General features: G+C 64.8%; 13 protein-coding genes and 1 pseudogene. 4 read left to right on the top strand and 10 right to left on the bottom strand.

Annotation, left to right across the window (positions count from 1 at the left end; genetic code table 11):
* Positions 1–288 (top strand): nitroreductase family protein (locus Q8R73_RS22195; protein WP_305721694.1); only part of this gene is annotated, 288 nt, incomplete at its 5' end.
* Between the two features lie 111 nt (positions 289–399).
* On the opposite strand, the gene Q8R73_RS22190 is transcribed toward Q8R73_RS22195, so the two are convergent.
* From Q8R73_RS22190 to Q8R73_RS22170, 5 genes are all read right to left on the bottom strand, one after another.
* Complete coding sequence (locus tag Q8R73_RS22190) at positions 400–1,107, bottom strand: glutathione binding-like protein (RefSeq protein ID WP_305721693.1); 708 nt, start codon at positions 1,105–1,107, stop codon at positions 400–402.
* A gap of 350 nt (positions 1,108–1,457) precedes the next feature.
* A complete protein-coding gene (locus Q8R73_RS22185; protein WP_305721692.1) occupies positions 1,458–2,333 on the bottom strand; it encodes a metal ABC transporter permease in 876 nt (291 codons plus the stop codon).
* On the bottom strand, positions 2,330–3,199 hold the full coding sequence (locus Q8R73_RS22180) for a metal ABC transporter permease (RefSeq protein WP_305721691.1): 870 nt from the start codon (positions 3,197–3,199) through the stop codon (positions 2,330–2,332). Before Q8R73_RS22180 ends, Q8R73_RS22185 begins: the two co-directional genes overlap by 4 nt.
* A 1-nt stretch (position 3,200) precedes the next feature.
* Positions 3,201–4,106: a manganese/iron ABC transporter ATP-binding protein gene (locus Q8R73_RS22175; protein ID WP_305721690.1), complete on the bottom strand. Its 906-nt coding sequence runs from the start codon at positions 4,104–4,106 to the stop codon at positions 3,201–3,203.
* Positions 4,103–5,035 (bottom strand): metal ABC transporter substrate-binding protein, encoded by a 933-nt coding sequence (locus Q8R73_RS22170; protein ID WP_305721689.1) that lies wholly within the window; start codon positions 5,033–5,035, stop codon positions 4,103–4,105. The genes Q8R73_RS22175 and Q8R73_RS22170 overlap by 4 nt, the downstream gene beginning before the upstream one ends.
* 356 nt (positions 5,036–5,391) lie before the next feature.
* On the opposite strand from Q8R73_RS22170, the gene Q8R73_RS22165 reads away from it, so the two are divergent.
* Positions 5,392–6,639 carry a carbohydrate porin gene (locus tag Q8R73_RS22165; RefSeq protein WP_305721688.1) on the top strand — a complete coding sequence of 416 codons (1,248 nt, stop codon included), beginning with the start codon at positions 5,392–5,394 and terminating at the stop codon, positions 6,637–6,639.
* Here the strand turns inward: Q8R73_RS22165 and Q8R73_RS22160 are convergent.
* From Q8R73_RS22160 to Q8R73_RS22145, 4 genes are all read right to left on the bottom strand, one after another.
* Positions 6,636–7,427 (bottom strand): MFS transporter, encoded by a 792-nt coding sequence (locus Q8R73_RS22160; RefSeq protein WP_305721687.1) that lies wholly within the window; start codon positions 7,425–7,427, stop codon positions 6,636–6,638. The genes Q8R73_RS22165 and Q8R73_RS22160 overlap by 4 nt on opposite strands.
* Entirely contained in the window at positions 7,409–7,849 is a 441-nt protein-coding gene (locus Q8R73_RS22155) for an MFS transporter (protein ID WP_305721686.1), read from the bottom strand. Before Q8R73_RS22155 ends, Q8R73_RS22160 begins: the two co-directional genes overlap by 19 nt.
* Positions 7,850–7,931: 82 nt before the next feature.
* A complete protein-coding gene (locus Q8R73_RS22150) occupies positions 7,932–8,258 on the bottom strand; it encodes a helix-turn-helix transcriptional regulator (RefSeq protein ID WP_305721685.1) in 327 nt (108 codons plus the stop codon).
* Positions 8,259–8,442: 184 nt separating this feature from the next.
* Positions 8,443–9,213, bottom strand: coding sequence for a sulfite exporter TauE/SafE family protein (locus tag Q8R73_RS22145; RefSeq protein WP_305721684.1), 771 nt, complete (start codon positions 9,211–9,213; stop codon positions 8,443–8,445).
* Between the two features lie 212 nt (positions 9,214–9,425).
* Between Q8R73_RS22145 and Q8R73_RS22140 the strand changes: the two genes are divergently transcribed.
* A complete protein-coding gene (locus tag Q8R73_RS22140; protein ID WP_305721683.1) occupies positions 9,426–9,671 on the top strand; it encodes a hypothetical protein in 246 nt (81 codons plus the stop codon).
* 218 nt (positions 9,672–9,889) lie between these two features.
* Here the strand turns inward: Q8R73_RS22140 and pgm are convergent, their stop codons facing one another.
* Positions 9,890–11,542, bottom strand: coding sequence for a phosphoglucomutase (alpha-D-glucose-1,6-bisphosphate-dependent) (pgm, locus tag Q8R73_RS22130; RefSeq protein ID WP_305721681.1), 1,653 nt, complete (start codon positions 11,540–11,542; stop codon positions 9,890–9,892).
* A 163-nt stretch (positions 11,543–11,705) separates the two neighbouring features.
* On the opposite strand from pgm, the pseudogene Q8R73_RS22125 reads away from it, so the two are divergent.
* A pseudogene (locus Q8R73_RS22125) lies at positions 11,706–12,039 on the top strand (excinuclease ABC subunit UvrB); the annotation flags it as partial.

Below are 12,039 nucleotides of genomic sequence, written 5' to 3'. Positions count from 1 at the left end.
CTGCGACGGGTGACCGGCTATCAGGACTTCGTCGACGAGGCGCCGCTCGACCTCGTCTACGTCGCCGACCACGGCCGCATGATGCTGGTGCCGGTCGCCAGCCGCGAGAGTTTTGCGTCCGCCGCCGCCGGCGCGATCGCGCATAACGTCAATCTGTTCGCCGCGGGCAACGGGCTTTCCGCCGTGATCCGCGCCTGGATCGACCGCGACGCCATCGCCAACGCGCTGGGACTCGGCCACGACCAGCAGGTGCTGCTGTCGCAGACCGTGGGTTTTCCGAAGGGATGAGCGGCGGCCTCCATCAACGGACCGCCGATGGATCACGCGCCGCCGTGACGTTCGTTTGACCCCAGCCGGCTGCGTTTTACTGGATCATCCGCCCATGATGACGACGACGCGTCACCTCACCACCGACGCGGTCTGCCCGAACAGGATCCTGCGCTCTTCCTCGGTGCGGTTCACCGGCTGGCCGAAATTCGGATTGATCTCCTTGGCCAAGGCATAGGCGCGCTGCGTTGCCGGCCGTTCGCGGATGGTCTCGAGCCAGCGCTTCAGATGCGGGAAGTCGTCGATTTCCTGGCCCTGGTTCTTGTAGCCGACCACCCAGGGATAGCTCGCCATGTCGGCGATCGAGTATTCGCCGGCGACGAATTCGCGATCGGCAAGGCGCTTGTTGAGCACGCCATAGAGCCGGTTGGTCTCGTTCACATAGCGGTCGATGGCATATTTGATTTTCTCCACGGCGTAATTTCGAAAGTGGTGGTTCTGCCCGGCCATCGGCCCGAGCCCGCCCATCTGCCAGAACGTCCACTGGATCGCGTCGTAGCGGCCATGGAAATCGGCGGGCAGGAATTTTCCGGTCTTCTCGGCGAGGTACAGCAGCATCGCGCCGGATTCGAAGATCGCGATCGGCTTGCCGCCGCCCTTCGGTTCGTGATCGACCATGGCGGGAATGCGGTTGTTCGGCGCGATCGCCAGGAATTCCGGCTTGAACTGCTCACCCTTGCCGATGTTGACCGGGAAGACCTTGTATTTCAGCCCGGTCTCTTCGAGGAACATCGTGATCTTGTGGCCGTTCGGCGTGCTCCAGTAATAGAGGTCGATCATGGCGCGTCCCTGTCCTGCGGAAAAAAACGGGTTGCCCCCGATTTGAATGCGATTGCATGAAGTTCACCGCATCGCCTGCGCCGAGTCAATGGATGAAGCGCTTGGCATCTCGGCGAATGTTTCACGAAGGCGCGCAGAGGCGGGCTTGCAGGCGCTTCTTCTCCCCTCCTCCCGCGAAGCGGTGGGGAGGGGTCGGGGGTGGGGGGTCTATCGGCGTATTCGACTGGCAGCGAATTTGCGGAGATACCCCCCACCCCCGACCCCTCCCCACCACGCGCAAGGGCGCGTGGGAGGAGGGGAGCAAAGAAGTCGCGCGACGTGTCGATGAAGCACCGGAATGGAAAGTTGCTCTACGTTTCCGCGTCCGGAAGCGGCGCGTTCGAAACATGGCGCGTTTGCCTGAGAATGCCGCGCTTCGGCGCGAACAGGAATGCCAGGATAAAGAACGTGGCCTGGGTCAGCACGATGCAGGCGCCGGTCGCCCCGTCGATATGGAAGCTGACGAGGGTTCCCAGCGCCGCCGACACGGTGGCGGTGGCGGTCGCGATCACCAGCATGCGCTCGAAACTGTCGGTCAAAAGATAGGCCGTGGCGCCCGGCGCGATCAGCATGGCAACCACGAGAATGATGCCGACGGCCTTGAGCGAGGCGACGATGGTGAGCGACAGCAGCACCAGCAGGCCATAATGCAGCACCCGCACCGGCAGCCCGATCGAGCGGGCGTGGTTGGGATCGAAGCAGTAGAGCAAGAGGTCGCGCCGCTTGACCAGCACGACCAGCAGCGTGCCGCCGGCGACGATGGCGGTTTCGACCAGATCCCGCGCGGTCACGCCCAATACGTTGCCGAACAGGATGTGCATGAGATGCTGGTCGGTATCCACCTTGGTGAAGATCACGAGCCCGAGCCCGAACATGCCCGAGAACACGATCCCCATCACCGTGTCCTCCTTCACGCGGCTGTTCTCCTTGAGGTAACCGGTCAGCAGCGCGCAGGAGAGGCCGGCGGCGAAAGCGCCGAGCGCCAGCGGCAGGCTCAGCACATGGGCGAGCACGATGCCCGGCAGCACGGCATGCGAGATCGCGTCGCCCATCAGCGACCAGCCCTTCAGCACGAGGTAGCACGACAGCACCGCGCAGACCGCCGCCACCATCACGGAAACCACCAGCGCCCGCTGCATGAACGGATAGGCCAGCGGCCCCGATATCCAGTCGGTCAAAATCATCATGCTTCCGACTCCACGACGGCGAGACGGCGGCGGCGCGCGGCGATCACGCCGTGCTTCGGCGCGAACGCGAATGCCGCGATGAACAACAGCGTCTGCAGCGTGACGATCACCCCGCCGGTGGCGCCATCGAGGAAGAAACTGATGTAGGCGCCGACGAAGCTGGTGACCGCGCCGAGCGCGACGCTGATCAGGATCAGCCGGCCGAAGCGATCGGTGAGCAGATAGGCGGTGGCACCGGGGGTCACGACCATGGCGATGACGAGGCAGGCGCCGACGGTCTGCAGCGCCGCCACCGTGCAGGCGCTCAGCAAGGTGAAGAACACGATCCTGAGCGCCCGGGTGTTGAGGCCGATGCTGCGGGCGTGGTTCTCGTCGAAGAACGTCACCATCAGGTCTTTCCAGATCACCGTGAGGATGGCGAGGGAGACCGCGGCGATGATCGCTACCTGAACCACGTCTTCATCCGAGATCGCCAGGATGTTGCCGAGCACGATGGTCTGGATGCTGACCGACGTCGGCCAGATCGACGCCATCAGCAGGCCGAGCGCGAACAGGGTGGTGAACACCAGGCCGATGACGGCGTCCTCGCGCAGCCGCGAATTCAGCTTGACGAATTGCATGCCGCCGGCGGCCAGGATTCCGGCAAAGAAGGCGCCGACCGCGAACGGCGCCCCGACGATATAGGCGGCAGCGACGCCGGGCACGATGGAGTGCGCCAGCGCGTCGCCCATCAGCGACCAGCCCTTGAGCATCAGATAGGCCGACAGGAAGGCGCAGACGCCGCCGACCAGCGCGCTCACCCACATCGCCTTCAGCATGTAATTGTAGCCGAAGGGAGCCAGCATCTCGGCGAACAAGGAGTCCATGTTACTCGGGCTTCGTGTTGCTGAGGGAGTCGGCCCGGTCGCCATAGAACACCACCGGCCGCTCGTCGTCGGTGAGCACGGTGACCCGCCTGGTGTCGGCATCGTCGTGCAACGCGGTGCCGCCGAGCTGGAAGTTGCGCAGCACGCCGCCGAAGGCGCGCTCGAGATTTCCCTGGGTGAAGACCTGCGCCGTCGGGCCGGATGCCAGCACCGTGCGGTTGATGAGAACGACCTGGTCGCAGAATTCCGGCACGCTGCCGAGATTATGGGTCGAGACCAGCATCAGGTGCCCGGCGGCCCGCAATTCGCGCAGCAGGCCGATGATGGCGGCCTCGGTCTTGACGTCGATGCCGGTGAAGGGCTCGTCGAGCAGGATGATGCGGCCCTCCTGGGCCAGCGAGCGCGCCAGGAAGACGCGCTTCTTCTGGCCGCCGCTCAGCTCGCCGATCTGGCGGTGGCGAAATTCGCTCATGCCGACGCGCTCCAGCGCCTGGTCGACCTTGTAGCGATCGGCGCGCGACGGCATCCGCAGGAAATTCATGTGCCCGTAGCGGCCCATCATCACGACGGTCTCGACCAGCACCGGAAAATTCCAGTCGACGTCCTCGCTCTGCGGCACATAGGCGACGATGTTCTTCTTCAGCGCTTCACTGACGCTCAGTCCGCACAGCCTCACCTCCCCTGCCGCCGGCTGCACGAAACCCATGATCGCCTTGAAGATGGTGGATTTTCCGCTGCCGTTGACGCCGACCAGCGCACAGATCGTACCGGGGTCGAGCTCGAACGAGGCGTCATGCACCGCGGTCAGGCCGTTGGCATAGCTCACCGTGAGATTGCGCACGGAAATGCTTGAGCCGGGCGTCGCCCTGTCCGGCGCGATGCCGGTGAACGGCGCGGATGCGTTCACTTGCCGAATCCCTTCGCAATCGTCTCGACGGTCACCTTCAGGAGCTCGAGATAGGTGGGGACCGGACCACCGGCGGCGCTGAGCGAGTCGACATATAGCACGCCGCCATAGCGGGCGCCGGTCTCGCGCGCGACCTGTTTGGCGGCGCGGTCGGAGATCGTGCTCTCGCTGAAAACCACCGGAACCTTGTTCTTGCGCACGAGGTCGATCACCTTGCGAACCTGCTGCGGCGTGCCCTGTTCGTCGGCATTGATCGGCCACAGATAGGCCTCGCGCAGCTTGTAGTCGCGCGCCAGATAGCTGAACGCGCCTTCGCTCGAGACCAGCCAGCGCTGGCCTTCGGGGATGGACTCGAGCCGCTTGCGCAGGGGCTCGTCGAGCGCCTTGATCCGCGCCGAATATTCCGCGGCGTTCCTGCTATAGGCTTCCGCGTTGGCCGGGTCGTATTTGACCAGCGCCTTGCGGATGTTGTCGACATAGATCAGCGCGCTGGACGATGACATCCAGGCATGCGGATTGGGCTTTCCGCTGTAGGGACCCTCGGCGATCCCCATCGGCTCGATGCCTTCGGTGACGACCACGCTCGGCACCTCCTTGACGTTCTCGAAGAATTTCTCGAACCAGCGTTCGAGGTTGAAGCCGTTCCACAGCACGAGGTCGGCCGCCTGCGCCCGCACGATATCGAGCGGCGTCGGCTGGTAATCGTGGATCTCGGCGCCAGGCTTGGTGATCGATTCCACGATGGCCTTGTCGCCGGCGACGTTCTGCGCGATGTCCTGAATGATCGTGAACGTGGTCACGACCCGAAACGGCTTGCGCGGCGCGGTTTGCGCCTGCGCCGGAACGCCCAGCGCCGCGCCGGCGAACGCCGCCGCCAGGACCGCTGCCAGCATTGCCACGAGCCGCCGGCTCATCGGCTTCGACTTCATGTGATTGTTCTCCAGACTGGCCGCAACGCGCGCACCGGGGTGTCCTAACCGCTGTTGAAGCCTTTTGTTGCTTTTGCGAATTAATCGCAAAAAAGATTGCTTCGGGAACCGGGCTGTGTCAATCCTAATTGCGAGCCATTCGCAATTTGGGGTTTGTCGTGAGCATCGTGGGTCAACCTGGCGGTTTTGGCGCATTCCGCACGCTTCTTGCGATTAAGTTGCAATTGCAAAGATGGAGTTCCATCTGTCGCGGGGCAAGGCCAATCCTGGCCGCCAGCCTGTTCGCTGTGGCGCCCATCGAAGGAGCAACGGCGCAACCGTCCGATGGAATCCTGGTCCCCTCGATCGCAACGAGTTTGCCTGATAACGGCGACCCGGCCGGTGTTCGCAAATGGCTCAGCGAACGTGGCGTCACCTATGGCGTGGTCTACACGGGTGAAGCGCTCGGCAACGTCTCGGGCGGCATCCGCCAGGGCGCGCTGTATGGCGGCAAGCTTGAGACGGCTGTCGGCGCAAACCTCGAGAAGCTGATCGGATGGCAGGGACTGAGCTTCTTCGCCAATGCCTTTCAGATCCACCGCTCCTCCGGCCCGCGCGACCAGCACTTCACCAGCCTGGTCACCATCAGCAACATTGAGGCGTTCTCCTCGACACGGCTGTCGGAGCTGTGGTTCGAACAGAAATTCTTCGATGACCGCTTCAGCATCCGCATCGGCCAGCTCACGACAGACGCGGAATTCTTCATCAGCGAATACAGCCGGATGTTCATCAGCAGCGACTGGCCCACCATCATGGGAGCCAACATACCGAGCGGCGGGCCGGCCTACCCGCTCGCCACCCCCGGCGTCCGATGGAAATTCGACCCCGGCGCGAACTTGTCGATGCTGCTCGGACTGTACAATGGCGATCCCGGCGACCAGGCCGTCGTCAACCGCACCGGCACCAATTTCCGGGTCAACGACCCGCCGCTCCTGATGGGCGAGATCCAGCATCGCACAAACCAGGAGAAGGATTCCCGCGGGCTCGCGCGCATCGTCCGGCTCGGCGGCTGGCACCATTTCGGCAAGTTCGACGACCAGAGATTCGACGGCGCGGGGCTTTCGCTGGCGCATCCGCTCAGCAGCGGCACCGCGCGCCAGTTGCGCGGCACCAGCGGCATTTACGGCATCATCGACCAGCAGTTATACCGGCCCGAAGGCGGCGGCCCCGACAGCGGCATCAGCGTCTTCAGCCGCATTTCAGCAGCCCCGTCCGACCGCAACCTGATCAACTTCTTCCTCGACGGCGGCGTCGTGTTCGCGGGCATGATCCCCACCCGTCCCGACGACAGGTTCGGGGCGTCCTTCATCTACGCCAGGATGTCCGACCGGGCCCGCGCGTTGGACCGCGACGCCATCGCCTTTTCGGGCATCGCCCAGCCGGTCCGTGATTACGAAATGACGATCGAGCTCAGCTACCAGGCCCAGATCAAGCCGGGCTGGACCGTGCAGCCGGTGTTTCAATACATCATCCATCCCGGCGGCCATGTGCCGGACCCGGTTTCCCCGAATGCGGCGATCAAGAGCGGGGCGCTGGTGGGCGTGCGGAGCACGGTCGCCTTCTAGCGGCATGGACTCATTGGTGGGCTGGTCGGCCGCTTGACGGCGAGAGCGCCGGCGGCACATGCAAGGCAAAGCACAAGGCAACCGATCAGGGCAGCGGCATAGCTTCCTGTCCAATCGATGCTTGCCGCGAATGGCAACGGCCCGAATGCCGCGCCGGCAACGCCGAAAACGAACGACGCTCCCCTGATCGCGCCAAGATGGTCGCGGCCGAAATACTGGGCGAAGCCGGCGGCATTGACGGCTTGCTGCGAGCCGTACGCCGCCCCCAGACTGAGCGCATACAGCACGCTGATTGCGATTCCGCTGCCAAACGCCGGAAGAGCGGACGCCACGGCGAGCATCAACATCGCAAGCGGAACCAGATGCCGGGGTTCATGGCGATCCACCAGAAATCCGGTGCCCAGCGTGGCAACGGCCTGAACGCCAGCAACCAGCGAGAGCAGTAGCAGCGCGTCGCGGTGTGCGATCCCGGCCGTCTGCATGATCGAGAAGTGATTCAGCAGGAGCGCCGTGCCGATGGCATTGGTGAGAAAGCCGGCCGCGCACAGCAGCCAGAACACGCCGGTACGAAGCGCTTGCTCGCGCGTGAACGAAGGCTCCTCTGGCGGATCTGCTGTGGCCAGTAACAGTCCGGCGTCCGTGCTGAGGCCGAATTTTTCCGGCCGATCGCGAAACAGCAGGGCTGCGACCGGCAGAATGGTGAGTGCGACAAGCCCTGCAAGGGCGAGATAGGCGCCCCGCCAGCCGTAGAGCGAGATGAGCTCATCAATCAGCTTCGGGAAGACCATGGCGCCGGCTGCGAGGCCGAGACTGGCTGCCGCAGCCTGGCGCCGGCTGCGAGGCCGAGACTGGCTGCCGCAGCGGCGATCCCGCGCCGCCTTACGAACCACAAATTCACCACCTGCTGACTGACGAGGCTGAGGCCGCCGATCGCAGCGCCGCGCAACAGTGCAAAGCCGACGAGCAGCATCGTTGCGGATTGAACCGTGGCCATGAACGCACAAGCCAGAGCGAGGCCGGCGGCGATGATGGTCGCCGTCAGGCGCGGTCCACGCCGGTCGATCCAGCGGCCGATCAATGGTGCCGGCAGAATCCCTGCAAGCGTGCCCACGGCATAAGCGATCGAGGCCGACGTGCGCGAGATTCCGAGATCGGCGGTGATCGGATCGAAGAAAACCGAGACGCCCGCCGTCTGGCCGGGCAGTGTCATGAAGGCGCCGAAAGTTCCTGCGCCCAGTATGATCCAGCCATAGTGGAGAGCGGAAGATCGCGGGTTTGCCGCACCCAATTGCTCAACTCGCCCGGCGCATTGCCGCCGCCGGCAAGTCACCCTGAAACCCTTCGCAGCAATGCTCGCGCAGGAATTCGATGACCCCGTCCAAACGACCGTACTTCGCGCGGCAGATCACCGTGCGCCCGCTTTTTTCCTGGGTGACAAGGCCAGCGCCAACCAGCCCACGGAGATGAAAGGCGAGCGTGGAGGCCGGCACGTCGAGACGGGTCTGGATATCGGTGATGTTGAGGCCGGGCGGTCCGGCCCGAACCAGCAGCCGATAAATGTCCAGTCGGGTCAAATTGCCCAGTTCGGCGAGACAGCGCGCGGCGAGCTTGCGATTCATGCTTCCACATACCTCAGGCGCGAACCCATTACAACTATAAAACTGGTTTTATAGTTTTGTAGAACCGAATGCTCGATGGCCTTGAAAGCACCGAAGCGGCCAGGCCGGCCGGCGCGTCGTGTGCCCTTTCGCAGAGATCGAGCACCCGCGCGTCCGTGCTGCCAGCCACCGCTGTCTGCTTTGATCAAAAGGCGAGCGCCTTGCTTTCGAACCACGGCGCCAGCAGCAGCCAGCTTCCGTACAGGATGTAATAGCAGGCGACCGTCGTGATCAGCCATCCCGCCCAGGTTCTGAACTGGAGGTCGGTCATGGCCTCGAGGAAACGCCGCGCCAGCGTCGTGCCGGCCATCGACGCCGCCACGGCGATCACGGCGAGCACGGGATCGAGCGTGGCGGCCTGGTCGATGATGCTGCCGAAATAAACCAGTTTTATGAGATGGCTGGCGACCTGGCAGGCAGCCTTGGTCGCGACCACCTCGCGGCGGCCGAAATTGCCGCCGAGGAAGAAGGTGTCCATCAGCGGCCCGGAGACGCCGGTCATCAGCATCAGGCCCATGCAGATGAAGCCGTAGAAGCTGCCTTGCGCGATGCTGTCGGGATTGGGCTTCAGGCCCTTCGGCGTCAGCCGCGCCATGAACGGCGTCACCCCCAGCAGCAGCAGCGCGATCGGCTTGTCCGGCACGTAGCGGGTGATCGACCAGGCGCCGAGCGCCAGCCCGGCTCCGATCAGATAGATCGCGACCGGCCGCCAGCGGATGTGGCTGCGCCACAGAAAGGCGCGCCAGCCGTTCGACGCCATCTGCGTGACCGCATGCAGCACCATCGCCGACGGCAGCGGCAGCACGGTCAGCAGCACGCCGATCAGGATCAGCCCGCCGGCCATGCCGAACAGGCCGGACAGGAACGCCGTCGCGACCATCAGCAAGCCGAGCGCGGCCATCAGAAGCGGGGTCATGCGAATCTCCGCCTCTTATCTGCCTTGCCTGTACCGGCGGCGCAAACGGAGATAGCCCGCCTTGCCAAAAGTTTCCCTGAGCCGGGCGCCGCAGGGGCGGCGGGGCCGCGGTCCGGGGCAAGGGTCAAAAAAACAGACCTGATGTGAGCCGGTTCACATTCGTTTTGGCCGGCCTGTGGTGTCATCGGCCCAGCATGAGCTGGAGTTGAGCGATGAACTACGAGGGCTTTGCCATCGAATGTTACCAGGCCGGCAAGGGCCTCTGGCACGCCAGGCTGTGGCGGCCGGACCGGACTCCCATGATCGTCGGCGGCGTGGCGTTTTCCGCGATCGAGATCGGCTTCGCCTGGCCCGATCCGGAGTCCGCCGCGGCGGATGCCAGGAACCAGATCGACCGCCTCCGGCTCACGCGGTACGCGGCGCTCGCGCAGCCGCAACAGGAGCTGTCGGCCGCCTAGTTCAAGCCCTTAGGTGAGCGTCCTATGCTTGATCCCGAATTCCGGCCGGCCTCGGCTTCTCCCCCGGTGCAATCCTGCTGTCCGCAATGCGATTCCGAACTGGCGGTGCTGAGCGTGATCGGCGGGCGGGCGGGCTCCGAATACTGGGCCATGCGATGCACGGAGTGCGGCGGGATCCATCTGGATATCGTCAGGCCCGCGCCCGCGCCGCACAGGGCCTAGCCCACCTCGAATGCATGCGTGATGGCGCGCTGGGCGTCGTCCTGGATCTGCCGCAGGTGGTGTTCGCTGCGAAAGCTCTCCGCATAGATCTTGTAGACATCCTCGGTGCCCGACGGCCGCGCCGCGAACCATCCGGAGTCCGACGTCACCTTGATGCCGCCGAAAGGCTGGCCGTTGCCGGGCGCCGCGGACAGCACCGCGCGAACCGGCTCGCCGGCCAGTTCCGCCATCGCCAGCTTCTCGGCGGTCAGCCCCTTCAGCAGATTCTTCTGAACCGGTGTCGCCGGCGCGTCGATCCGCTCATAGAACGGCACGCCGAGTTCGGCGGTCAACTGATCGAACAATTGGCTCGGATCGGACCTGGTGCGCGCCGTCATCTCGGCGGCCAACAGGCCCAAGATGATGCCGTCCTTGTCGGTGGTCCAGACCGATCCGTCCCTGCGCAGGAACGAGGCGCCGGCGCTTTCCTCGCCGGCAAAGCCGAACGAGCCGTCGCTCAGGCCGTCGACAAACCATTTGAAGCCGACGGGGGTTTCGACCAGGCCGCGGCCGAGCTTTTTCGCGACACGGTCGATGATCGCGCTGGAGACGATGGTCTTGCCGATAGCGCTGTCGCCGCGCCATTGCGGACGGTTGGCGAACAGATAGGCGATGGCAGCGGCGAGGTAATGGTTCGGGTTCATCAGCCCGTTCGACCCGGTCACGATGCCATGGCGGTCGGCGTCGGTGTCGTTGGCGAAGGCGACGTCGAACCGGTCGCGCATCCCGATCAGCCGCGCCATCGCATAGGGCGACGAGCAGTCCATCCGGATCTTGCCGTCCCAGTCCACGGTCATGAAGCGAAACGTCGGATCGACCGCGTCGCTGACGATGGTCGCGGCGAGGCCATAGCGCTCGATGATCGGCTGCCAGTAGCGCACGCCGGCGCCGCCCAAGGGATCGATGCCGATCCGGACGCCGGAGCCGCGGATCGCCTCCATATCGACGACGTTGCCGAGGTCGGCGACATAGGGCGCGATGAAATCGTGGCGGTGAACGCAAGCCGCCTTGCGCGCGCGGTCATAGGGGATGCGCCGGACGCCGCGCAACGCGTCCTCGAGAAAGCCGTTTGCGGCGCGCTCGATTCCGGAGGTGATGTCGGTATCCGCCGGGCCGCCATTGGGCGGATTGTATTTGAAACCGCCGTCTTCCGGCGGGTTATGCGACGGCGAAATCACGACGCCGTCGGCAAGACCGCGGTCGCGGCCCTTGTTGTAGCTGATGATCGCGTGGGAGATCACCGGCGTCGGCGTATAGCCGTCATCCGCATCGATCATCACCTCGATGCCGTTGGCCGCGAACACTTCGAGCGCGCTGGCCAGCGCCGGCTCGGCCAGCGCGTGGGTATCGATGCCGAGGAACAGCGGCCCGTCGATGCCGCTGCGCTGGCGGTGATCGCACAGCGCCTGGCTGATCGCCAGGATATGCGCCTCGTTGAAGGCATGATTGAGCGCGGAGCCGCGATGTCCCGACGTGCCGAACGACACCCGCTGCGCCTGAACCGACGGATCGGGCGTGCCGGCAAAATAGGCCGTCACCAGCCGCGGCACGTTGGCCAGCATCCGGGGTTCCACGATCTTGCCGGCAAGCGGATTGATTTCAGCGGCCACCTGATCTCCTCAATGTTTTGCTATTCCGGCATTGTAGGGAGATCGCGGGCTCGAACAAGGAAAAGAACCCTCGACGTGCTGACAGCTGCTGACATGGCAACACGCCGTTTCCCAAGCGCGTTTTGCCCTTTTATGTCGTCCGGACTCATCCCATATTCGTCTGATGGCGAAGAACTCCGGCACTCCGAAAAAGCCCGCGAAAACTCCCAAATCCAAGGCCCATCGTCCCGATGTGCAGCCGATCGGGCCTGCGCTGGCGGAACTGCTCAATCCCGCGATCAACCGCGGCGATGCCGGCATGGGGTCGGGCACCGGATTGCGGCCGCCGCCGGATAATTCGAAGGACCGCCGCTCCGGCGGCGAGGCCGCGCTGCATCGCGCGCGCGCGTCGACGCGTGGAACGAGCGACGATGTGGCCAAGCGGGATGCGTCCTTCTCCCCTCCCCCCGCGCGCGAAGCGCGCGGTGGGGGGGGGGGGGGGGGGGGGGGGGGGGGGG

It is taken from the genome of Bradyrhizobium sp. (assembly GCF_030697065.1).
Taxonomy (GTDB): Bacteria; Pseudomonadota; Alphaproteobacteria; order Rhizobiales; family Xanthobacteraceae; genus Bradyrhizobium.
Note: the sequence above shows the minus strand (reverse complement) of the source record. Positions and strands in the feature narration are given on the sequence as shown.